The sequence below is a fragment of the Proteus vulgaris genome (assembly GCF_033708015.1).
Classification (GTDB): domain Bacteria; phylum Pseudomonadota; class Gammaproteobacteria; order Enterobacterales; family Enterobacteriaceae; genus Proteus.
Window position 1 is genome coordinate 1,913,069 of record NZ_CP137920.1, and the last position, 23,041, is coordinate 1,936,109.

The window sequence follows — 23,041 nt, forward strand, 5'->3', positions numbered from 1 at the left end:
TATTTCACTATTTCACTCGAAACACAACTGGGTGAGTGTTTCCTGTAGCTTTGGTGTTAATGTCCATTGATTATCTAAAGGGATCACCGTTGAAGGTGATGGTAAAAGTAATAATGGCTGGCGTTTAAAATGCTGCACTAAGGCTTGCTCCACCAGCCCATCAGGCAATAAAAGCTGTTGATGTATAGGGAGCCATAATTTTGCTGTTTGAGTAGAAGGTGCAATCAGCGTTATGTTGTCAATCCAAGGTAAATCAGCCGGCTTCCCCAGTACAATCAGCCGATGCTGACTGGTGATCACTTTTAACCGTTTTTGCTGAGCATCAGGCAGATGAATGATTCGCTCAATAAGCTGTTTAGCCGTTATACCTATTGCAACCCCTCCTTGTGGTTTAGGTGGCATTGCATTAGGTTGCCACGTCAGTGGAAATGTTAGGCTCATAATAAGTGACTAAACTGTATTGCTAATTGTGTACGTAATACGGCAAGCTCTTCACTTAACATTTCTGTTGAGAAGTTGGCATCGATTTCTCTTAACGTCAGTTCAATGTCTGCTTTAGAGACAGGTTCTGCATTGAGAACATCTGTGGCTCTTTCAATTAGACGGTGCATACGAGACTGAGGTTGCAATGTCGCCTCTTCTACGGAACTAAATAATCGAGAATTCATTGAAAGTGAGAGTTCTTGTCGTAAGATTTCACGTCCTTGTTGTTGCGCATCTTCAGTAGGCAGTACATACAGTAAAGGCCAGAGATCTTGTTCTGTCGCAATCTCTCGATTATTGAGTACGGTTGCGGCGGCAATAAGACGTTGAACACGAACAATGCGCCTATCTGAAAGCGTGATCCCTGCGTTTCTTAATGAACGCACAGCATTAGCCAGCAACGGTCTGACTTGTGTTAAGTCGACATTTTTAACCGCAAGGTATAATTCATCTAATTGAGCAATATCGAGTTGAGCTGAAAGATGAGTCAGGCTTGAAGCCCATCCACCTTCAAGCATAGCTTCTAATTGGTGATCGGGTATGGGATCAATAAAAAGATGAATAAGAAAGCGATCTGAGAATGCGGCGAGGTTAGGATCATCAGGCAAATTATTAGCCGCACCAATACACACTTTTAATGGACTAATAATATCGGTATGACCACGCTTAAATCGACGCTCATTTAAAATACCTAATAAGGTATTTAAAATTGCCGTTGAGCCCAGAAAAACCTCATCAAGAAAAACAATATCCGCTTCAGGTAGCATTCCTGTGGTATCAGTTTCAACTTTACCTTCTTTTAGTTTTTTGAGGTCAACGGCGCCAAATAACTCTGAAGGTTCAGTAAAACGCCCTAAAAGGTATTCAAAATAACGTCCACCTAATGTTTGAGAAACTCTGCGGACAACCGCACTTTTCGCTGTACCTGGCGGGCCGATAACAAGCAAATGTTCATGAGCAACGGCGGCTAAAACAACTAGCTCAGCAAGTTGCTCTCGTCCAATCATACCTTGCGTTGAATGTTGTATTGCTTTGCGAATATTATCGATAATTCCATTTATATTTGATGTCATATGTTTACGCACAAATTAAGAGTTTAGCAGCGAGATGCTTGCATTATGTGATTTTTTATTTTCTGGCTCAACTTTTTTAATTAAATAACATTTTTATATTTTTTATAAAACGTTTCATTACATATAACTTTAGTAATAATACTACCTATATTAGTGAAAGAAAAAGAAATGGGTTTATCTTTATTTCTCAAATAATGAAAATATCATTAATCAATGAAGATTGATTTATTTGTGTATTTTCCTTCTCTCTGTTGCAATATCAAACGCTAAACTTCGTAAATTAGGGGTATGGTTTATTAATGCACGATGCGTTGATGCTTGGCTAATAAAAGCAAAACTGTTTCCCCACGGATGTTGATAACGATCACGTACAATAGGCGCACTCCAATGTTGTAGTAATCCTTCTAAAGGAAGGTGATCGTCACCTACTGTTAATGTTTGAGCCACTAATTGTGGAAATTCACGTTTAATCTCTTTAGCTTGTAAATACCAGCGATCTCTACCATAAATGGCGGCTTTTAACGTGATATTGTTGTCACTCAAATACCATACTTGTGGCACGGCTTGTTCATCTGCATTAATACCTGAAACCGCATCAGTAAAGCGTTTAGCACCTTGTAAATTTTTTGCCAATGCTTCTCTCACTCGTTGATTTTGAGCTGAACTGATTGATGTTTTATAAGGGCCTAAACGATAGTGCTCCCAACATGCCTCATCATAGATATCAAAATCATTTAATGCTCTGCCGTAGCTATCTATTACCACAGGATTTGGCGGCAATAGTTGATATACAAAAGGACAACCACAGACATCATCAGGAGAGAACCCATAAAGATAACGGCTTCCTGCGTAATAACCTGTCTCCATCATGGATAATGCTTGAAATGTGCCGTGCCAAGGTGGACCAAAAGCGTACCACTTAGCGACTAATGCCCTATTTTCTGGTGTGGTATGCCGTAACCAATAACGAATTGCAAGATTAGACGCAGATTGAGCAATAAAAATAAAAGGCTGGTTTTCGCCAAAAATAGTTTTTAGTCGATCAACTTCTCTATCAATAGTATCCACCAGCACTCGATGATCAGCTCGCCAATCATGGGCAAGGAAAAACAGATCTTGCCCTTCGCGATAACCTAATGCTGTTTCAAGCACATCTTTAAGCTCTTGAGTGACAAGAGTGCTCACTAAATAAGGGACAATCGAAAATGCGTGCAATTGCTCGGTGGCTAATACGCGAGGCGAATGCTGAGTGCTGGGGTACTCATATTCATAATCACTTTTTGTAAAGACACTACGATGATCACCCCAAATAAAGGCCTGCTTTTGTCTATCAAAAAGCTTAGTCCCTAGAATTCCGGGTAAATAAATAATAGGAAGATTCGGTATTTTATCATCAAGTTTCGCTTGACGGATTTGAGCCGCAATAAGTTGAGCACGTATTAATGACCATCCTCTATTGAGTGGCATATTTTTAGCGTCCTTTTAATGGAATAAGTGTGATCGGCACATTTTCGCTACCAAGATGCGTTTTTTCGGCTTCAGTAACAGGAAAGTGAGCACGATCGTAAACCTCAAACAGTTGGCAAGGTTCATTTTGGTGATGATAAAGGCGGATCCCCTCTGCTTTAGGGCTACTTTTGGACAACATAAAGCGATGGCAACAATTGGTGCTGATTGGACCAACAGGCTCTCCCTGTCGCGTAATAAATTGATAATAAATCGGTGAGTCATTTTTTTGTTCAATATGGCAAGCCTGAACAGGACCACGGAAAAGATGTGTAATACAAATAAAATTATCAGGAATACGCTCTGATAATTTGTCAGTGTTAGGATCAGCCCAAGGTAAAATAATGGAAGGTTGGAAATGACAATGAGGACATTGCCCATTATCTAAGTGAGATTGTGCAATTAGCCCACTGCGTTTCACTAACAAGGTTTGGCATTCAGGGCAATAAGAGTTAGCGCTGTCTGTATCAAACACATTCCCCACATAAACATAGCGCATACCTTCATTTAAGGCTTGCTGACGAGCTTGTTCAAGAAAAGAGATCGATGTGCGTTCGACATGGCGATATTGGTAATCAGGATGGAAACGAACATAGTGTAATGGAATATCTGCATCAAGATACTTAAGCATCCAATCTGTGACTTTCTTCGCTTCTTCCAGTGAGTCATTACGTCCCGTCACACATAAGTTAGAGACTTCAAGATGCGGACTATTTGTGGATTTACGCGCATCATAAACTTGTTTAATACCGTCAAGAACGGGCTGTAATCGCCCTCCTGTATGTTTACGATAAAAGCTATCCTGCATTGATTTTAATGAAATACTAAAGATATCCATAACGCCTAGTAATTCATCAATGGCTTTTTCGCTGATATAAAATGCACTTTTATAGAGATTCTTTAAGCCATGTTCACGGGCAAGCTTCGCCGTATCCATAACAAATTCATGCCAAACGATTGGGTCGTTATAAGTCCACGATAGCACACGGATATTGTGTTTTAATGCATAATTGACCACATCTTCAGGGCTGTAATAAGCCACATGACTATCTTGCACATAACGGGCTTGGCTTGTACTCCAGTTTTGGCAAAAATCACAACGTAGCATACAACCGATATTACCTAACGATAAAATACGTTCACCAGGTGCATAATGGTAAACCGCTTCGGTTTCTATCGACTCTTGTGTCATTGGTACCGATTTGCCATAGTTTAGTGTGACTAAACGGCCATTTTCATTACGTCTTAACTTACAAGTCCCTGTACGGCCTAACTGAATTTTACATGCCCGAGGGCACAGCTCACATTGAATGCGATCGTTTGAAATTGGATGCCATAAGCGAGCAGGATGCCCTGTTTGTTGCCATTGTTTCATTCTTGCCATGAATTATTCCTTTTTATCATTACCATAATGGTTATTTGTACAAAGAGGCAAAACGGTTTTTTGCCGGGTTCCTGCTTGCCAACATTCCAATACATGACGCAATGTCCAGTAAAAAGGATTTCCTTTTGCTGGAGTGTTGATTAAATAGTGGCATTCCCCTTGTGGGGTTAAATGGGCGATCAGTTTAAAACCAGGGCCAAAGGTATAAGGCTTAGTTTTAATGGTGTCGGTCTTGCCTATTTGAGATTGCGTCAAAAAATCAGCATTCTGCCTTGTTGCATGAATAGTTTCTCGATTACCGCCTTGATAAGGATAACGCCCCGTTAATAGGCGATTAAGCCACAATGGTTTTTTGATACTATGCTGAAATTCAACGTAAGGACGCTCCATTTTCTGGCTGGCAATTAATGCGCTCGCATAGGTTTCACGAATTATGGTAGAAAGTGCATCTTGCTCAAACTGCCAATCTTGAAGATGGTATTGCAGAATATTGAGTATACTCCAGCGACAACTTGGCCAGAAATCCGTATACAGTGCGCGTGATCCTCTCTTTAGTACCTTCCCTAAAACGCTATCGGTAAGATGCTGTATCCATACATCAAAAAAACGTGATGCATTGAGCTGTTGGGTATCACAATCCCATTGAGAAAGAATTTTATCTTCAGGTATATAAGGTAATAAAAAAGCGAGTGCTTTTTGAGCAAATAGATCGGTTTTGTCATCTTGCATCTGACGAAAAGTTTCAAACGTATGTTCTTGAGTTTGCTGGATCAAATGCTCTATACGTAGCGCTCTTGTTGGTGGATGCCAACGATTAGATAGCGCAGGCTTTCCATCAAAGAGTGAAGCACTGTATTGATTCGCATACAGAACATATCCTCGTTCAGGATTGTATTCGGCAGGCAAATCATCAAAAGGAACATAACCTTGCCACTGATGTAATGGCTCCGTTAAACTCAATACTAAACTGCCTAATTCACTGTGGCGTTTAGGAATATACCCCATACTCTGTAAGCCAATATCCCCATGGATATCTGCATATCCCACCATCATGGGGGAATTTTTCACATGCCTTAAGGCTTCTCTAAATGATGTCCAGTTATGGCATTTTGCGAGTTGATAAAAAGTAATATCGCCACTTGGATTATCTAATGCTGGCCAGCGTAAAAATAAACCGTAGCCCGCTTTTTCAGACATTAACCGACCTTGTGAATAATCATAAGTGACAAAAGTATGTTGACGCTTTGAGGTTAAACCTATGGTGTGAGTTCTTTTTATTAATGGCTCCCATCCATGTGTTGTTTCAACCTTTTCGTTTTCTAAATCAATACGTCCCCAATATAAATCTTGATTATCCGCCATAATGCCGACCATTCCCCAAGCCGCATGAGGATTACGTCCCACAATAATGCCCGGAGAACCAGGAAAATGTGAACCCATCACACTTAAACCTTCTTTACTCTCTAAACGGCATAATAGATTAAAACTTGGGTTAACGTGTCCCATATGGGGATCAGCAGCTAACATAGGTTTTCCTGATCGGGTGTGAGAACCATTCACCGCAATCACATTAGAGCCAGTATCTGGTGATGCTAAACCTAAATGCTGTAAGCCTTTTAATCCCTCTTTAAATGCAGCGATCACTTCAGGATAATATTCCCCCTGTTCATCTAAAGGTAATGGCGGGATTTGATCGCCTTCAAGGCTAAACGTTGATAAAAGTTGCTGATGTTGAGACGGCGTCAGTCGATTGGCTAGACGAGTGTGAAATAATTCATATTGCCAAGCTGAATTAATAAAATATTTCAGTTGTCCTAACAGATAACTATCTGTGGTGGTAAAAAATTCAGGTTTATAACGCAGTAATAAACACTCTATTGGACGGATTTTTAACTCTTTTATGGCTTGGTTAATACCTGCGATATACGCAGTAATATGCTGAAATTGAATCGCTTGCCAGCTGTTAGGTTGTGCATTTTTATCCTCAAGCTCCGCGATTTTGGCTAGTTCAACCAATCCTAATCGGCGTTGGAAAATATCTGTTCTAAGCGCACCATTTCCCATCACTTCACTTAATCGACCGCTAGCGACTCGACGTGATAAGTCGAGTTGCCACAAACGTAAATAGGCAGCACCATAACCTTGCCCATAAAAAACCGCATTATCTGTATCACCTTTGATACTGAGAAGCTGGTCTGTTTCTAGTGACAACGTCACGTTTCCCCATTGCGAAGTAAGTGTCCTTGGCTTCATTTGGACTCCTTATTCAGCAATATAGCTTGTTCAGCAATGCTTCTGGCATAAGTCTTAAAGTCATTTAAAGGCTCACCCGCTGTCCACCCTAATAATTGTTCTGCTTTACAAGATGAATAGGTATAAGTGCTTCCATCCATAATACGCAGTGCCTCACAGGAAAGTGGCATGGAGAAACCAAGTAAGGCAAGTTTATCCATCATCCATGCTAAAGGTCGTAAACTACTGCGATTTTTGATAGGTAAGGGTGCCGTTTTTTGTATTTCACTGAGTAATGTGAAAATCTCTGGCATAGAAAAAACATCACCCGTAAAGAGAACCGTTTCTTGGGGTTTATCTAAGGCAAGTAATCGCAATAATCCATCACATAATTTTTCAACATGGCAAAGTTGAAAGGTGCTATTTGTACTGACTTGAAACGGAATTTTTTGATTGAAAAAAGCAGATAATGTTTGTGCTAAAACGCTCTTATCACCTTGACCAAACACACCGCCACAAATCGCAATTTTAATTGGCATACCTTGTTGTTGCTGATGTTCGACTAATACGTGAGCAATTTGCTTTGTTTCTTCATAATAACTACGAAAATAGCCATTATGACGATGCGTTTCATCAAGCAATAGACCTTGAGTTTCGCCCAGTGCGGCTGTGGTACTGGTATATAAAATCTGAGGGATTTGCGCTCTTTTCGCCTCATTAAGTAAATCCACTGTGCCAGTAACATTGGTTTGATACATTTTTTGATGTTCAAAACGACTAGGCGCAATACCGACTCGATAATCAGCGGCTAAATGAATCATAATATCCTGTCCAACAAGGGCTTCACGATAAGTATCGGGTTGGCATAAATCCCCTTTTATGATTTTCACACCTGACGGCAATTCAGGACGATTAGGATGAATTTTATTGGGTTCTCGACACAATACTGTTAATTCGTCACCAAGTTCTGCAAGCTTCGGTAATAAATAAGAGCCAATGAATCCAGTTGCACCAGTGATAAATATTTTCCGTTTATTCAATGTGACTATCCTTCCTGATTAATAAAAAACACCAGTGTGGCTAACATAAAAAAGCCATCATGCGTTGCTGTCATTGGACGAGAATGCATTGAGCCAATGGGACAATAGCGAGTGAAGCTATATTGTTGTGGTGAAATTGATGAAAGTGAGCCGTGATAACCTAATGTTTGTAAGCGCGCAAACCACTGTTTTTGAGCTAACTGCAAATGATGCTCAACGGAGCCCACAATTAATTGAAAGCCAAAATTAAGCCAATATTGAGGTAAGAATTGGGTTTGGTAAGTGATCGCCCAGCCCGAATTTGCGTCGTAGCGTGTCGGCTTTTCATTATTAAGCAAGTCACGAGATAATGCATATTCGTGTGCTTGTGCCATTTGTTGAAGCTTTACTGTTTCTGGCAATGGAGGTAATGACGCTAATGCCATAGACAATTGCTGATAAAGCTGTTGAGCGCAATTTTCATTCTCTAATAGGATAAAACGTGGTGAGCTACAAACTTGCTGTCTGAATAAACAAACATCTTTTAAAATAAGGGAAATATCAGGTAATGATCTCCCTAAAATAGCCATTGCACTTATTTTAGGCCCTAACTCAATTAATTTAATTGGTGCTGGCGTTACTTGGCGATAATGTTGGATCAGTGCATCACCACCCGCCAATAAAATCGCTTCAACACCGTTAAGAATTCGCTCATCATTTTGATTTTCACTCGACCAATCAAGAATTTCACACTCATTTTCATTTAAACCTAAATAAGCACGTAAAAGATAAAGCCATTGAGTGGATAATCGCGCTTTTATTCGGATAGAGCTCCCAATTAAATAGCCAGCAAGTAGTGCCTCTAATGTACCTAGGGGATCTTTTTCTGATACCACAATGAGTAATTTATTCGGTGCTCGCCAGCATTTGCCCCCCAATTCATTAGCGACTTTTTGTGCTAATACGTCGCTATAAGCCCATTGTGTTAAACGGTTAAGGCAGAATGCTTGCGTCATGGGATCATCAGAGAATAACCAATCCTCATTAAGGCAGTGTATTAAACACTGTTTAATGTTTGCTAAACGAACGTGTATTGCTTCTGTCATTTTACCTGCGCCGCACAAGTGCCCTCGGGTGAAGTCGCTCTGCCGATATAGTGAATATAGGGTAATGGATGACTACAAGCGCATTGTGTGCCCCATAAACCTAAGTCTTGGGTTAATAGGCGCTGAGAAGCTAATGAATCAAAAAAAGGATTTTCAAGTTGGATAAGGCCTACTTTCCTTTCTGGCGCTCGATCACCTGTTTCATCAATAATGGCAAAACGAGAGTAAGCAGGAATGTGGAAATGACCTTCACTGCAACTAATGTAGTGTAAAGGATGCTCTGTCATGCCATAAATATCACGAATATCGACATTGGGAGCATGTAAAGTTTCTTTTAATCCTTGAATAATATCTGGGCGTTCAAGTTGTTTTGTCATCCCTTTCCATCCCCCACCGGTTAGCCCTTTAATCGGTGATAACAGAGTGAATGCATCAGGGCGACTTAAGCATAAATGTTCAAAGAAAAGGGTTAGCCCAAGAATGTAGATAGGCGCAGGATCATTCGCCCAACGTTGCAATGTTGACCATGCTAATTTTGTATCAAACTGACCGTGTTCGGACACCGTAAAAACCAGCTCTTTAATGGGAGCACATTGGGTAAATTTTAAGAAAGCTGTCGCAAAACCAGCATGATCGCCAGATTGAGGATCAGGAGACAACATTAGAAAACGAGCGGGAGTGGTTGATATTAAGCCATTGTGATAGAAAATCTGCGTCATTGCAGTTTCAATGCGCTTTAGGCTGACATCATCAAAGAAAACTTGTGTCTTTCCTTGTTGCCCTGTTCCTGAACTGTTTAGCCAGATACCGTTACGATGTGTGGGTGTGGCTAAATCCATAGTTTTAAATAAATTAACTGGAATAACTGGTTGAGGCATTTTTTGCCATAATGATTGATAGTTAGCATTATTTTTGCGATGCCAGTTATCAGCTTCATTCATAGATGCAGTAAAAAGTGCATCATCAAAACTATCAACAGCATAAGGCTGAGCGAGATTAACTAAATTATCCATCTCATAACGCTGCTCTTCTAACATGTTGTATCCTTACATTGATAAGGGTTATATCAACATAGTCAGCAATTATTTTTACTTATTGAATGTAATTATTCTGAAAACAGGCAAGATGTGATTAGATTTCTTCATTCTTATGTTTTATATCACATTGTTTTATCTAGATTGAATCATCATAATTTGATAAATACATGCTTCTACTTAAAAAACAAAAAGAGCACCTTAAAAATAAAGGTGTTCTTTTTCATGACTTTTTTGTTCATTTTTTTTGTTCCCTTAAAGCAAATGTTTTAAATAGTAATGAAACAAACTTAAGCTACAATTTAATAAATCTCCTGAAAAAAATTAATCTCATTATTTATTTATTTGTTTAAAAAAGAAATAGTTATCTATATTGCTAATAAAGCGCGGTACGCTCACGCCTGTTATTTAACAAAGGGTTAATTCCTTTTAAATAGGAAATCAAAAATCATGAATAAAACTTTCGCGTCTGAAATATTTATCAATGGTGAGATCCATACTCTTGATAGAGAAAATCCTCTCGCTCAAGCGATAGCAGTTTATCAAGGTAAATTTCTTTTTATTGGCTCAAATGATGAAGCGATGCAGTTTCAAAATGCAGAAACAAAAATCATTGATCTAAAAAACCACGTTATTATTCCTGGGCTTAATGACTCACATCTTCACCTGATCCGTGGTGGATTAAATTATAATCTTGAATTACGGTGGGAAGGCGTGCCCTCTCTTTCTATTGCACTTGATATGTTAAAGGCACAAGCTCAAGTGACACCCTCACCGCAATGGGTGCGTGTTGTTGGGGGCTGGAGTGAGTTTCAATTTGCTGAACGCCGTATGCCAACGCTAGATGAAATTAATGCGGTTTCTCCTGATACCCCCGTTTTTGTATTACACCTCTATGACAGTGCATTGCTAAACAAAGCAGCACTGCGTGCAATTGGTTATACCAAAGAGACACCCAATCCACCAGGGGGGGAAATTCAGCGTGATGAGCATGGTGATCCTACTGGATTACTGATAGCAAAACCCAACGCGATGTTGCTCTATTCTGCCTTAGCAAAAGGCCCTAAATTACCTCTTGAGTATCAAGTTAATTCAACTCGTCAATTTATGAGAGAATTGAATCGTCTTGGTGTTACGAGCGCGATTGATGCTGGTGGTGGTTTTCAAAATTATCCTGAAGATTATCAAGTTGTTGATGAGCTTGCCAAAAATAACCAATTAACTATTCGTATTGCTTATAATTTATTTACCCAAAGACCAAAGCAAGAATTTGAAGATTTCCAACAATGGACATCCATGGTATCACCCGGTGATGGCAATGATTTTTATCGTCATAACGGTGCCGGTGAAATGTTGGTTTTTTCTGCGGCTGATTTTGAAGACTTCTTACAGCCAAGGCCTGATCTTCCTGAAAATATGGAAGCAGAATTAGAAAAAGTGATCCGTCATTTAGTGGAACATCGCTGGCCATTTCGTTTACATGCCACTTATAACGAATCCATTAGCCGTATGCTAGATGTTTTTGAAAAAGTAAATAAAGATATTCCTTTCGATGGATTACATTGGTTTTTCGATCATGCTGAAACCATCAGTGAGAAAAACATTGAACGCGTTAAAGCGCTTGGTGGTGGGCTTGCCATTCAACATCGAATGGCGTTTCAAGGCGAATATTTTGCACAACGTTATGGTACAAAAGCACTGAAACAAACCCCGCCTGTTGCCAAAATGCTAAATGCACAGGTTCCTGTTGGACTAGGAACAGATGCGACTCGCGTTGCTAGCTACAATCCGTGGACAGCGCTTTATTGGTTAGTGTCAGGGCGCACTGTGGGTGGCATGCAAATGTATGATGGCGATAATCGTTTAGACAGAGATACAGCGCTTATGTTATGGACGATGGGGAGTTCATGGTTCTCCAATGAACAAGGTAAAAAAGGTCAAATTAAAGCAGGTCAACTTGCCGACTTTATCGCCCTTTCTGCTGATTATTTTCGAGTGCCAGAAAACGAGATCAAAGCGATTGAATCACTTTTAACAGTCGTGGATGGCAAAATTGTGTATGCAAATGGTGAGTTCTCATCACTGACACCGCCTTCTATTCCTGTATTACCAGATTGGTCACCGGTGATCAAAGTACCGGGTCATTATTCTTACTTGCAACAAGAGACAAAAACAGCCGTGTTAAATCAGCTACATCAATGTTGTGGTGCTTGCCATGTTCATGGGCATCAACATGATATTGCTCGCCAATCCTCTATTCCTGTTTCAGATGATAATGCATTTTGGGGCGCTTTAGGCTGTTCTTGCTTTGCATTCTAATTTTTATGATAACGAGGGTCGGTGATGATCCACCGACCCTCTTAAACAAAGAGAGATAAGACGATGGCAACGCAACACGTCTCTGCATGGTCGCCCTTACGTAATCGTATTTTTTTCGTATTATGGATGGCAACGCTATTTTCTAATATTGGTACTTGGATGAATGATGTGGGAGCGGGTTGGTTGATGACGAACTTAAGCCCTGATCCCGTTATGATTGCTGCTATTCAAGCCATGACGACATTACCTGTTTTCTTATTGGCACTTCCAGCTGGAGCCATTGCTGATATTTTTGATAAGCGAAAACTGCTTATTTTCGTCAATATGTTAATGCTCTGTGCGGCATCATTATTGGCAATTTTGGTGTATTTCGATGTTATCAGCATTGGCTGGTTATTATTAATTACCTTTGTTTTAGGTTCTGGTGCTGCGTTTTTAGGTCCTGCATGGCAAGCGATTGTGCCGAGTATTGTCGAGCCTCACGAATTAAAATCAGGTATTGCCTTAAACAGTATGGGAATTAATATCAGCCGTGCAATAGGTCCCGCACTTGCAGGTATTTTAATTTCACAAGTGGGTCTTTATTTACCCTTTTTACTGAATGCCTTGAGTTTTATCGCCATTATTCTGGCTGTCTGGTGGTGGGAAGGTGAGAAGAAAGAAGAGGAAAAACTTCCTGCTGAATCTGTTGTTGCAGCCATGATCTCCGGCTTACGCTATGCGCGTTATAGTCCTGCATTGATAAAAACAATTATTCGAGCCGCTAGTTTTTTTATTTTTGCGAGTGCTTATTGGGCGATGTTACCGTTAGTCGCTCGAGTTTCATTACACGGTGATGCGACATTATACGGTCTACTTACCACCAGCATTGGTATTGGTGCTGTGATTGGTGCATTTAGCTTATCAACATTACGTGAAAAATTAAGTACCAGTACATTGATTGCTGTTGGCACCGTGGGTACAGCATTGGTGTTATTTATTTTCGCCAGTGCGACTTCAAAATATCTCGCCATTTTCGCGAGTATGCTCGCTGGCTTTAGTTGGATAATCACCCTTTCCACATTAATGGTCTCCGCTCAAACCGCTTTGCCTAATTGGGTTCGTGCGAGAGGTCTTGCACTCTATTTAACGGTGTTTTCTGGTTCAATGGCATTAGGTTCTCTTATTTGGGGACAAATTGCTTCACATACTTCAGTGACGATAGCTTTGCTATGTGCAACAGTGGGGATTATTTTAGTTTGGTTATGTGTTTTGCGCGTCAAATTAGAACACGACAACATTAACTTACAGCATTCAGAACACTTTATTCTGGATGATGGGCTTATTGATATTACAACAGATAAAGGTCCTGTGTTAATTACCGTCAATTATCAAATTGAAGCAATCTACCGCGAGCAATTTCTCAGTTTAATGCATCGATTAAAAACGGTTCGTTTAAGAGATGGCGGTTATTCATGGGGATTGTTTGTTTCATCTGATGCGCTGATGGAAAATAACACTCAAACTTATATGGAAACGTTTATGGTGGCTTCTTGGGCTGAGCATCTTCGTCAACATGATCGCGCGACAATGGATGATAAACAGCTGCAACAACAATTAGATAAAATAATTAGTGCCAAAAAAGTGACACACTCTTTTTCTGCTTTTTCACTAAAAAAATAACGACATTAACTACTCATACACCTTATTTATCTTTATTTGGGTCTATAAGGTGTGTGGGGGTTTTATGTTTTTTATCCTTTCATTGCCTCTCCCCCTACTTTCTTGTACTCTGCATCGCTTCTTACCGCTGAAATAACTAAAACGTATTTGAGAAAATCATGACAGGACATCATTCTAAAGATCCACTACACGGCATCACGCTTGAAATGCAAGTAAATGCATTAGTAGCAAAATATGGTTGGGCTAAATTAGGACAACTCATCAAAATTAACTGCTTTAGAAATGATCCTAGTGTGAAATCGAGTTTAAAGTTTTTGCGTAGAACGCCGTGGGCACGCGCGGAAGTAGAAGCGCTTTATCTTGATTCTCTTGAAGCCGATATTGATGATGAGATTGAAATTATCGACCATCCTGATTGTGATCCGTGGGCAAATAGTCGCAATAAACGATAATTTTGTTGATGTTCCTGGTCGCGCATTAAGCCAAGTTTCGCAATTCCTCTCTTTATCTATTAAGATAAACCGATAAATAATGTTCAATTAATCAATAGAATAATATGAGTGCTAAATATGCCAATCAAACCTTATATTGATGAACAACGGCTTATTGAATGTGCGGAGCTTGGACGCGCATTGAGTAGTCATCATCGGATTAATATGATCCAATATCTTTCTCAACAAGAGTTCTCTGTTGAAAATTTATCACAATTACTCGAGCTTAGTGTTGCGAACACCTCTCAACATTTACAGCAATTAAAGCGTGCAGGCTTAGTTGAAAGCCGCCGCGAAGGAAAAATGATTTTTTATCGCCTTGCCTCAGGTCCCGTTCTAAATATTTTATCAGCTTTAAAATTACAAGCTGATTATGCAAGGCGGGAATTTAGCCAGTTAATTAATCAACAAGACATACCTGACGATAAATTAGCACCAATTGAATATGACGAGCTTATTGATGGTATAAAAAACAAACGCATTATGCTGATAGATGTGAGATCACAGGATGAATATGAAAAAGATCATCTTCCTGGTGCGATGAGTATTCCCATTGAAGAATTAGAATATCACTTAGCGCAATTCCCGAAAGATAAAGAAATTGTTGCTTATTGCCGTGGTGCTTACTGTTTTTTATCTAAAAATGCCGTAATAACCCTTAACTTAAAAGGGTTTCAAGCACGTTATTTTAAAGAAGGTATCACAAGTAAATTAAGCAAAGATTAAATTATTCACGCCATAAAATGACTAGCTATCAATATGTTGGTCATTTTATTCCTTTCCTATTTTTTTTAAAACTGCCTACCGTAAGTTATTTAATCTTTTAAATTCAAATTATTAACTCATTTTAGTTAATAAAGTTCTGGCGCATTATTGAATCACTCAAACATTCAATCATCTTATTGAATGTTTGAGTGAAAACAGTTAGGATCCTATTTCTAGAGTGAAATAAACGCTAATGAATAAATGAATAGAGGTTTTTGATGAGCTCATTAATTGAACTAAATGCTGAGAATTTTGATACCACAATTAATAAAGAAGGCCTTTGTGTTGTGCGTTTTTGGGCACCTTGGTGTGCACCTTGTCGCATGGTAGCGCCCATCTTTAACCAACTTTCTATTGATATGAAAGAGAGTGCCACTTTTGCTGAAGTCAATATTGATGATAATCCATCAATTGCGAGTCGATATGCTATACGTAGCATTCCAACTACTGTGGTTTATAAAGAGGGTATGCCTATTGATTCTTTAGTGGGCGCCGCTTCTTTACCAAATTTTAAAGATTTAGTACTTAAACATTTATAAGCCTTTATTTGAATTTTATAACAAGGAGAAAGACATGATGTCTACAATAATACTCGCCGTTATTTTAGGGGTAGGCGCAACGGTTATTATGGATTTATGGGCCGTGTTTTTAGCCTTGTTAAAAATTCCAACATTGAACTTGTCGATGATAGGTCGGTGGATTGGTCACATGTTTAAAGGCCAGTATTTCCATCATCCTATTAGCCAAAGTGCACCAATAAAAAATGAAACCGCATTAGGTTGGTGCGCTCATTATGGCATTGGTATTGTTTTTGCCTTTATTTTCTTAATTGCGATGGGGGAACAATGGTTAACTCATCCCACGTTTTGGTCCGCTTATTTATGGGGTGTCATTACTATTATTGCGCCCTATTTTATGATGCAACCTGCTCTAGGTGCTGGCGTTATGGCTAGCAAAACACCGTTCCCTAATAAAGCGAGATTGTTGAGTTTTTTATCACATAGTGCTTATGGTGTCGGGCTTTATTTTACAGGTGTTGTTGTGAGTTGGTTTTTCTAATTATTCATTCCTAAACTCCTTCGGCGTCATACCAAACTCTTTTTTAAAGATAGAGTAAAAATATTGCAAAGATGGATAGCCACACATCACAGATATTTCTTGGATTGCGAGCGTTGTTGTGGCTAATAAATTTTGAGCGCGTTTGAGTTTCTCTTCATAAATAACAGTGTGAATAGTCTTGCCAATTTCCTTTTTAAAGCGCTGTTCTAAATTAGAACGCGACATATTAACCGCATCTAAAACTTGCTCTGTTTTTATTCCTTTACAGGCATTGTAATAAATATAATGCATGGCTTGAATAACGGTAGGATCGTTAAAAGAATGAAAATCGGTTGAACGACGCTCAACAATTTTAACAGGAGGAACTAATATTCTTTGCTGTTTTTCTATTACATGCCCTTCTAGTGTTTGATGTAACAACTTCGCGGCTAAATACCCCATTTGTCGTGAGCCTTGTACCACAGAAGACAAGGCAATACGTGATAAATAACGGGTCATATCTTCGTCATCAATACCAATAATACTGATCTCTTCAGGCACATTTATATTTAAATTATCGCAGACTTGCAGTAAATGACGCGCTCGTGCATCAGTAACCGCAATAATTCCCGTTTGTGGGGGTAAAGTTTGGATCCAATCGGATAACCGGTTTTGTGCGTGTTGCCAATTTTCTTGGGTAATATCCATGCCGTTATAAACAATACCTGGATATTTTTCACTGGTGACTAATTGACGAAAGGCATACTCTCGTTCATTAGACCAATGAGGGTGGTTTTTAGCTGGTAAGCCATAAAAAGCAAAGTGTTTCAGCCCTTTTTGTTTTAAATGCAAAAAGGCTTGTTGAACTAATTCATAATTATCGGTGGCGATATAAGGTACAGGGGGATAATTTTCTTCTTGATGATAAGAGCCACCGACACCGATAACCGCTAATGGTGATTGGCTTAAATGTTGAGCAATAATTGGATCATCAAAATCAGCAATAATACCATCACAAACCCAATGGTTTATATTATCAAGTCGAGTACGGAAATCTTCTTCAATAAATACATCCCAATGGCACAGTGATGCCTGAAGATATTCTCCAACACCTTCAACCACTTGTCGGTCATACACTTTATTCGCATTGAATAGCAGAACAATACGAAAGTACTTATCTTTTTTCATTTTACTCTACCTGATTATTCAGCTACGCATTAAACCATAGCTTTAATTTTGCTAGAACTCGCTTTCATCGCTATGTGATTACTATCACACAAGCCAAATTTCGTAATAGCAAAGTAAAAAATAGGAATAACCAATGTTAATAACAACGAGTATTTTGTTTTTAAACACGGTTGCCGAGGCGATTTTTCATGTATCAGAATAACTTTAATAACTTAATTTCTAGGCAAAATACCTATAGCGCAAAATGGTCTAATACTAATGTCAATCTGATCCCACTCTCTGTTGCCGATATGGAGATAGCTGCACCTGATTTTATTATTAACAAACTAGCTGAATTTAATCTTAAAGGTATTTATGGCTATACAGACCTTAGCCATGATTGGAATGACGTTGCTGCTAATTGGTTTAAAATGCAATACCAATGGAATGTCTCGCCTGAAACAATTGTATTTTGTCCCCGTGTTATACAAGCTGTTTCACTTTATATTCAGAATTTTACGCAAGTGGGCGATAAAATAACAACGCTATCTCCTGCTTATCATCCTATTAGTCATTCCGTTTGTGTAAATAACCGTGAACTATTAGAAAGCCCACTGATTTATTGTGACGGCTCTTATGAAATTGATTTTGATGACTTAGAAAGTAAGTTTAAACAATCTGTCTGTTTTATTTTGCTATCGCCACACAACCCGACAGGAACGGTATGGCAAAAAGAAGATTTATTAAAAATTGCACAACTTGCACAAAAATATCAGGTTTTTATTATTTCGGATGATGTACATGCGGATTTTATCTTTGATGACGCTATCTATTTCCCTATTTCATCCTTAAATACTTACGTAGAACAACACTCCTTTATTTGCACCTCTCCTGCAAAAACCTTCAATTTAGCAGGACTAGAAATAGCCAATATTATTATTGCCAATCCTGAATATCGTGAAAAATTCAAGCAATGCTTAATTGCTGCGGGTATTCATAATCCGGGATATTTCTCTGTGCCCGCTTTTTTACAAGCCTACACCTTGCAAGGTCAACAATGGGTGGGTGAATTAAAAACGTACCTTGCTGATAACCGACGTTGGGTAAAAGAACAATGTGATCGTTACTTTCCTGATTGGGTTGTCACTCAAAGCCATGGCACCTATATGCTGTGGATCAACTACCAAAAAATGCAGTTATCTGAAGAACAACTAAAACATTGGTTTGTTTCATTAGCTGAAGTGGAAATGAGTTGGGGGCGTGGTTTTGGTGCGGTTGGGGATGGTTTTTTCCGCATTAATATCGCGACACCTCGTTCAATATTAGAAACCGTTTTCACTCGGCTTATTCGTACCTTACCTCACGCCAGTTTGGAATAAATTACAATGAAAACGCAAACGATAAACAGCCCAAGAACGCCAACGCTTCTTGAATCGCTCTTTCCTATTCTCACTATGGTGGTGCTATTAGGAGGAGGTTATGCCGCTTTTGATTTACCACCAGAACCTTTAATGGTGCTGTCTACGGTTGTCGCTGCACTATTAGTAAAACGATTAGGATATCGTTATGACGAGATCTTAACGGCAATTTCACAAAAAATTGCTAAAACCATGCCTGCATTACTGATTTTAATCAGTGTGGGTTTATTAATAGGTACATGGATGATTGGTGGCACCATTCCACTGATGATCTATTACGGCTTAAAAATGATCAGCCCAGAAATGCTTTATGTGACAGCATTATTGGTTACATCATTAGTGTCAGTCTGTACGGGAACGTCATGGGGATCAGCAGGAACCATCGGTGTTGCCTTTATGGGCGTTGCTGTCGGTATGGATGCCAATCTTGCGGCAACAGCTGGTGCCGTAGTTGCAGGTGCCTATTTTGGTGACAAGCTTTCACCATTATCAGGTGATACCAACCTTGCTGCAATGGCGGCAAGGATCGACCTTTATCAACATATTTGGCACTTACTTTACACCACATTGCCTTCGCTGATTTTAACCGCGATTGTGATGACTGTTTATGGCTTGAATGGTGATTTAGCGGGTCAAGGTGTACCAGAAAAAGTAACATTAATTACCAATGGTCTTGAGAATGTTTATAACTTCAATCTAATTCTTCTCATTCCTGTATTAGTGATCCTCTATGGCTCAGTAACGAAAAAGCCCACTATCCCAGTAATGTTAGCCTCCGCCGCCATTGCGATGTTTAACGCTTACCTTATTCAAGGGTTTGGGTTACATGACATCGTAAAAAGTGCAGTTGATGGCTTCAATGTCTCAATGTTCCAAGGGAAAGATGTACCTGAGTTATTAGGTAATTTATTAAATCGTGGTGGCATGAACTCAATGATGAGCACCCTGCTTATCTGTTTCTGCGCCCTCTCTTTTGCCGGCACTTTATCGTTAAGTGGTGCATTAGAAGTGATTGTCCATGCATTATTAAAAATGGTGCATTCAACTGGCTCGATGATCTTAGCCACAATTGCTTGTGGATTAACCATGATTGGCGTGACTTGTAATGGACAAATCTCAATCCTTATTCCTATCGAAATGTTACGCGGTGCCTATATCGAACGAGGTTTACACCCTAAAAATCTCGCTCGTACCGTAGAAGATTCCGCCACTATCTTTGAACCTATTTTACCGTGGACAGCCGCAGGCGCTTATATGGCAGGTACGTTAGGTGTTGCAACCTTAAGTTACTTACCATGGGCGGTATTGTGCTGGAGTGGCATCTTCTTTGCCATGCTGTGGGGTTTCACGGGCTTTGGCATTGCCAAATTAACACCAGAAGAGCAGGAAGAGATGACTGCTGAGCTTGGATCACATTCAGAATTACAACTTGATACTAAATAAGGACGGTTCCATGTCTTACTTTGATAAAATTGAACAAATTCAATATGAAGGCACAACAAGCGATAATCCATTAGCGTTTCGTTACTATAATCCTGATGAGATTATTTTAGGTAAACGAATGGAAGATCACCTAAGATTTGCCGCTTGTTATTGGCATAACTTCTGCTGGAATGGTTCTGATATGTTCGGTATCGGTACTTTTGATAGACCTTGGCAAACATCGGGTGAAGCTTTAAAGCAAGCGAAGCATAAAGCGGATGTTGCCTTTGAATTCTTCCATAAACTCAATGTGCCTTTCTATTGTTTTCATGATGTTGATGTGATTTCTGAAGGGAATAATATCAATGAATATGTTTCTAATATGGCGGCGATCACCGACGTATTAGCAAAAAAACAAGAAGAGACTCACGTTAAGCTATTATGGGGAACGGCAAACTGCTTCACTAACCCTCGTTATGGCGCAGGTGCGGCAACGAATCCTGATCCTGACGTTTTTGCATGGGCAGCGACACAGGTTTGTGAAGCGATGAAAGCGACAAAAACGCTAGGTGGCGAAAACTATGTATTATGGGGCGGACGCGAAGGCTACGAAACCTTGTTAAATACAGATTTACGCCAAGAAAGAGAGCAAATTGGCCGTTTTATGCAGATGGTGGTTGAACACAAACACAAAATGGGTTTCCAGGGCACATTACTGATTGAACCAAAACCACAAGAGCCGACAAAACATCAGTATGATTATGATACTGCAACGGTTTATGGCTTCTTAAAACAATTTGGTCTTGAAAAAGAAGTTAAAGTCAATATTGAAGCCAACCACGCAACATTAGCAGGACATAGTTTCCATCATGAAATAGCGACGGCTATTGCGTTAGGGATTTTAGGCTCTGTTGATGCTAATCGTGGCGACCCGCAATTAGGCTGGGATACTGACCAATTCCCAAATAGCATAGAAGAAAATGCACTCGTGATGTATGAAATTCTGAAATCAGGTGGATTTACAACAGGGGGTTTAAACTTTGATGCGAAAGTTCGTCGTCAAAGTAATGACAAATATGACCTTTTCCATGGACATATTTCAGGAATGGACACCATGGCAATGGCATTACGCATTGCAGCAAGAATGATCCAAGATGGCGGGCTTGATAAATTTACGGCACAGCGTTATTCAGGCTGGAGTGCAGAATTTGGTCAAAATATCTTACAAGGTAAATTAAGCCTTGAAGAAGTCGCAAAATATGCGCAAAGCAATACTTTATCACCACAGTTACAAAGTGGACGCCAAGAAATGCTCGAAAGCTTAGTGAATCGCTATATTTTTGGTTAATTGCATAAACAGAATAAACACAGCGCATTTTCCGCTGTGTTTATTCATTAGAGACAGATCATGAGGTAACTTCATGTATTTAGGGATAGATTTAGGTACTTCAAGCGTTAAAGCGATCATCATGAATGATCAAGGTGACGTTGTTGCCAGTCATTCCGTTTCTTTAGCAATATCACGCCCTCACCCTCAATGGTCAGAACAAGATCCCCTGCAATGGTGGCAAGCAACAGAAGACGCGATCCTTCAGCTTGGACATCATTATCCTATGGATCAGATCAAGGCGATTGGGTTAAGCGGACAGATGCATGGTGCCGTTTTACTTGATGCCCAACAAACGGTGCTACGCCCTGCGATCTTATGGAACGATGGTCGTAGTTTTAAACAGTGCCAAATGCTTGAGACACAATATCCTCAGTTTAGAAAAATCACGGGTAACTTAGTGATGCCGGGCTTTACTGCGCCAAAATTACAATGGGTTGCTGAACATGAGCCTGAAATCTTTCAACGTATTGCACATGTTTTATTACCTAAAGATTTTTTACGTTGGAAGATGAGCGGCAATTTCGCTAGTGATATGTCAGATTCAGCCGGTACGCTTTGGTTAGATATGCAAAAGCGAGATTGGAGTGATGTGCTTTTAAATGCGACAGGTTTAACGCGTCGTCAAATGCCTACATTGTTTGAAGGTAATCAAATAACGGGCTATCTATTAGCTGATATCGCTAAAAAATGGCAAATGAAACAAGTCCCTATTATTGCTGGTGGTGGCGATAATGCGGCAGGTGCAATAGGAGTTGGTGTCTATCAACCTGGTCAAGCGATGCTCTCTTTAGGCACTTCTGGGGTTTACTTTGTTGTTAGTGAGAAATTCCTCCAAAATAGTGATAATGCAGTACACAGTTTTTGTCATGCATTACCGAATACATGGCATTTAATGTCTGTGATGTTAAGTGCTGCCTCATGTCTTGATTGGGTATGCCAATTAACGGGAATTGACAGTGTGAGTACGATGTTTGAAGAGGTTGAACACGCGACTTTTGCCGATAGTCCCCTCCTGTTTTTGCCTTATCTTTCTGGTGAACGGACACCTTATAACAACCCGAATGCGAAAGGTGTCTTTTGGGGATTAACCCACGAGCATCAACGAGCTGACTTATGCCAAGCTGTTCTTGAAGGTGTGAGTTTTGCGTTACGACAAGGAATTGAAGTTGCGGAAAACGCAGGTCAATTCGCTGATAATATTACCTTAATTGGCGGTGGTGCCAGAAGTGACTATTGGCGACAACTTCTCGCCGATATTACAGGAAAAACCCTCGATTATCGTCAAGGGGGGAATGTTGGGCCTGCACTTGGTGCAGCAAGGCTTGCACAATTAGCAGTAAGCCCCGTTCATTTATCACGTGTTATTCTTTCTCAACCTAAGCTTGAAAAACGCCATATACCCAATTTAGAAAAACATAAAACATACGAAAAAAAATATCATGCCTTTAAAAAGTTATATTCATTGATTGATACGATGGAAATATAACTATATTGCGTCAATATCAGGATAAAAAAATAGCGCCATCTTTAAA

General features: G+C 39.6%; 19 protein-coding genes. 10 read left to right on the top strand and 9 right to left on the bottom strand.

Going from position 1 to position 23,041, the window contains the following annotated elements; genetic code table 11:
* Window positions 1-12: 12 nt before the first annotated feature.
* The 8 genes from SB028_RS09175 to SB028_RS09210 form a co-directional block, all read right to left on the bottom strand.
* Window positions 13-441 carry a hypothetical protein gene (locus SB028_RS09175; protein WP_069369192.1) on the bottom strand — a complete coding sequence of 143 codons (429 nt, stop codon included), beginning with the start codon at window positions 439-441 and terminating at the stop codon, window positions 13-15.
* Window positions 438-1,556 carry an AAA family ATPase gene (locus SB028_RS09180; RefSeq protein WP_069369191.1) on the bottom strand — a complete coding sequence of 373 codons (1,119 nt, stop codon included), beginning with the start codon at window positions 1,554-1,556 and terminating at the stop codon, window positions 438-440. Before SB028_RS09180 ends, SB028_RS09175 begins: the two co-directional genes overlap by 4 nt.
* A 225-nt stretch (window positions 1,557-1,781) precedes the next feature.
* Window positions 1,782-3,023, bottom strand: a complete 1,242-nt coding sequence (locus SB028_RS09185) for a lipase/acyltransferase domain-containing protein (RefSeq protein WP_069369190.1) — start codon at window positions 3,021-3,023, stop codon at window positions 1,782-1,784.
* A 4-nt stretch (window positions 3,024-3,027) separates the two neighbouring features.
* On the bottom strand, window positions 3,028-4,446 hold the full coding sequence (amrS, locus tag SB028_RS09190; RefSeq protein WP_069369189.1) for an AmmeMemoRadiSam system radical SAM enzyme: 1,419 nt from the start codon (window positions 4,444-4,446) through the stop codon (window positions 3,028-3,030).
* Between the two features lie 3 nt (window positions 4,447-4,449).
* Window positions 4,450-6,699, bottom strand: coding sequence for a penicillin acylase family protein (locus SB028_RS09195; RefSeq protein ID WP_069369188.1), 2,250 nt, complete (start codon window positions 6,697-6,699; stop codon window positions 4,450-4,452).
* Window positions 6,696-7,718: an NAD-dependent epimerase/dehydratase family protein gene (locus SB028_RS09200; protein WP_318860120.1), complete on the bottom strand. Its 1,023-nt coding sequence runs from the start codon at window positions 7,716-7,718 to the stop codon at window positions 6,696-6,698. The genes SB028_RS09195 and SB028_RS09200 overlap by 4 nt, the downstream gene beginning before the upstream one ends.
* Before the next feature lie 5 nt (window positions 7,719-7,723).
* A complete protein-coding gene (locus SB028_RS09205; RefSeq protein ID WP_069369186.1) occupies window positions 7,724-8,803 on the bottom strand; it encodes an acyl-CoA reductase in 1,080 nt (359 codons plus the stop codon).
* On the bottom strand, window positions 8,800-9,840 hold the full coding sequence (locus SB028_RS09210; RefSeq protein WP_069369185.1) for a hypothetical protein: 1,041 nt from the start codon (window positions 9,838-9,840) through the stop codon (window positions 8,800-8,802). The genes SB028_RS09205 and SB028_RS09210 overlap by 4 nt, the downstream gene beginning before the upstream one ends.
* A gap of 447 nt (window positions 9,841-10,287) precedes the next feature.
* Here SB028_RS09210 and SB028_RS09215 point away from each other — a divergent pair, with 447 nt between their 5' ends.
* The 6 genes from SB028_RS09215 (at window position 10,288) to SB028_RS09240 (ending at window position 16,133) form a co-directional block, all read left to right on the top strand.
* Entirely contained in the window at window positions 10,288-12,156 is a 1,869-nt protein-coding gene (locus SB028_RS09215) for an amidohydrolase (RefSeq protein WP_069369183.1), read from the top strand.
* 63 nt (window positions 12,157-12,219) lie between these two features.
* Entirely contained in the window at window positions 12,220-13,818 is a 1,599-nt protein-coding gene (locus SB028_RS09220) for an MFS transporter (protein WP_074454099.1), read from the top strand.
* A gap of 158 nt (window positions 13,819-13,976) precedes the next feature.
* Window positions 13,977-14,270, top strand: a complete 294-nt coding sequence (locus SB028_RS09225) for a VF530 family DNA-binding protein (RefSeq protein WP_069369182.1) — start codon at window positions 13,977-13,979, stop codon at window positions 14,268-14,270.
* 117 nt (window positions 14,271-14,387) lie between these two features.
* On the top strand, window positions 14,388-15,035 hold the full coding sequence (locus SB028_RS09230) for an ArsR/SmtB family transcription factor (protein WP_069369181.1): 648 nt from the start codon (window positions 14,388-14,390) through the stop codon (window positions 15,033-15,035).
* A 257-nt stretch (window positions 15,036-15,292) separates the two neighbouring features.
* On the top strand, window positions 15,293-15,613 hold the full coding sequence (gene trxA / locus SB028_RS09235) for a thioredoxin (RefSeq protein ID WP_069369180.1): 321 nt from the start codon (window positions 15,293-15,295) through the stop codon (window positions 15,611-15,613).
* A gap of 37 nt (window positions 15,614-15,650) precedes the next feature.
* Window positions 15,651-16,133, top strand: a complete 483-nt coding sequence (locus SB028_RS09240) for a DUF2938 domain-containing protein (protein ID WP_069369391.1) — start codon at window positions 15,651-15,653, stop codon at window positions 16,131-16,133.
* On the opposite strand, the gene SB028_RS09245 is transcribed toward SB028_RS09240, so the two are convergent.
* Entirely contained in the window at window positions 16,134-17,300 is a 1,167-nt protein-coding gene (locus SB028_RS09245) for a XylR family transcriptional regulator (protein ID WP_318860121.1), read from the bottom strand.
* A gap of 188 nt (window positions 17,301-17,488) precedes the next feature.
* Between SB028_RS09245 and SB028_RS09250 the strand changes: the two genes are divergently transcribed.
* From SB028_RS09250 to xylB, 4 genes are all read left to right on the top strand, one after another.
* Complete coding sequence (locus SB028_RS09250; RefSeq protein ID WP_069369178.1) at window positions 17,489-18,658, top strand: MalY/PatB family protein; 1,170 nt, start codon at window positions 17,489-17,491, stop codon at window positions 18,656-18,658.
* Window positions 18,659-18,664: 6 nt separating this feature from the next.
* A complete protein-coding gene (gene nhaC / locus SB028_RS09255; RefSeq protein WP_069369177.1) occupies window positions 18,665-20,140 on the top strand; it encodes a Na+/H+ antiporter NhaC in 1,476 nt (491 codons plus the stop codon).
* Between the two features lie 10 nt (window positions 20,141-20,150).
* Window positions 20,151-21,467 (top strand): xylose isomerase, encoded by a 1,317-nt coding sequence (gene xylA, locus SB028_RS09260; protein ID WP_069369176.1) that lies wholly within the window; start codon window positions 20,151-20,153, stop codon window positions 21,465-21,467.
* Window positions 21,468-21,540: 73 nt separating this feature from the next.
* The gene (gene xylB / locus SB028_RS09265) at window positions 21,541-22,995 is read left to right on the top strand and encodes a xylulokinase (protein ID WP_069369175.1); all 1,455 of its coding nucleotides are present in this window, start codon (window positions 21,541-21,543) and stop codon (window positions 22,993-22,995) included.
* The last annotated feature ends 46 nt before the right edge of the window (window positions 22,996-23,041 follow it).

Bases quoted from the DNA above. Each gene is read 5' to 3' on its own strand.
- SB028_RS09205 (WP_069369186.1), bottom strand. From the start codon at position 8,803: ATGACAGAAGCAATACACGTTCGTTTAGCAAACATTAAACAGTGTTTA.
- SB028_RS09245 (WP_318860121.1), bottom strand. From the start codon at position 17,300: ATGAAAAAAGATAAGTACTTTCGTATTGTTCTGCTATTCAATGCGAAT.
- SB028_RS09185 (WP_069369190.1), bottom strand. From the start codon at position 3,023: ATGCCACTCAATAGAGGATGGTCATTAATACGTGCTCAACTTATTGCG.
- xylA (WP_069369176.1), top strand. From the start codon at position 20,151: ATGTCTTACTTTGATAAAATTGAACAAATTCAATATGAAGGCACAACA.
- SB028_RS09215 (WP_069369183.1), top strand. From the start codon at position 10,288: ATGAATAAAACTTTCGCGTCTGAAATATTTATCAATGGTGAGATCCAT.
- SB028_RS09220 (WP_074454099.1), top strand. From the start codon at position 12,220: ATGGCAACGCAACACGTCTCTGCATGGTCGCCCTTACGTAATCGTATT.
- SB028_RS09195 (WP_069369188.1), bottom strand. From the start codon at position 6,699: ATGAAGCCAAGGACACTTACTTCGCAATGGGGAAACGTGACGTTGTCA.
- SB028_RS09175 (WP_069369192.1), bottom strand. From the start codon at position 441: ATGAGCCTAACATTTCCACTGACGTGGCAACCTAATGCAATGCCACCT.
- SB028_RS09240 (WP_069369391.1), top strand. From the start codon at position 15,651: ATGTCTACAATAATACTCGCCGTTATTTTAGGGGTAGGCGCAACGGTT.
- SB028_RS09230 (WP_069369181.1), top strand. From the start codon at position 14,388: ATGCCAATCAAACCTTATATTGATGAACAACGGCTTATTGAATGTGCG.
- amrS (WP_069369189.1), bottom strand. From the start codon at position 4,446: ATGGCAAGAATGAAACAATGGCAACAAACAGGGCATCCTGCTCGCTTA.
- SB028_RS09250 (WP_069369178.1), top strand. From the start codon at position 17,489: ATGTATCAGAATAACTTTAATAACTTAATTTCTAGGCAAAATACCTAT.
- nhaC (WP_069369177.1), top strand. From the start codon at position 18,665: ATGAAAACGCAAACGATAAACAGCCCAAGAACGCCAACGCTTCTTGAA.
- trxA (WP_069369180.1), top strand. From the start codon at position 15,293: ATGAGCTCATTAATTGAACTAAATGCTGAGAATTTTGATACCACAATT.
- SB028_RS09225 (WP_069369182.1), top strand. From the start codon at position 13,977: ATGACAGGACATCATTCTAAAGATCCACTACACGGCATCACGCTTGAA.
- SB028_RS09180 (WP_069369191.1), bottom strand. From the start codon at position 1,556: ATGACATCAAATATAAATGGAATTATCGATAATATTCGCAAAGCAATA.
- SB028_RS09210 (WP_069369185.1), bottom strand. From the start codon at position 9,840: ATGTTAGAAGAGCAGCGTTATGAGATGGATAATTTAGTTAATCTCGCT.
- xylB (WP_069369175.1), top strand. From the start codon at position 21,541: ATGTATTTAGGGATAGATTTAGGTACTTCAAGCGTTAAAGCGATCATC.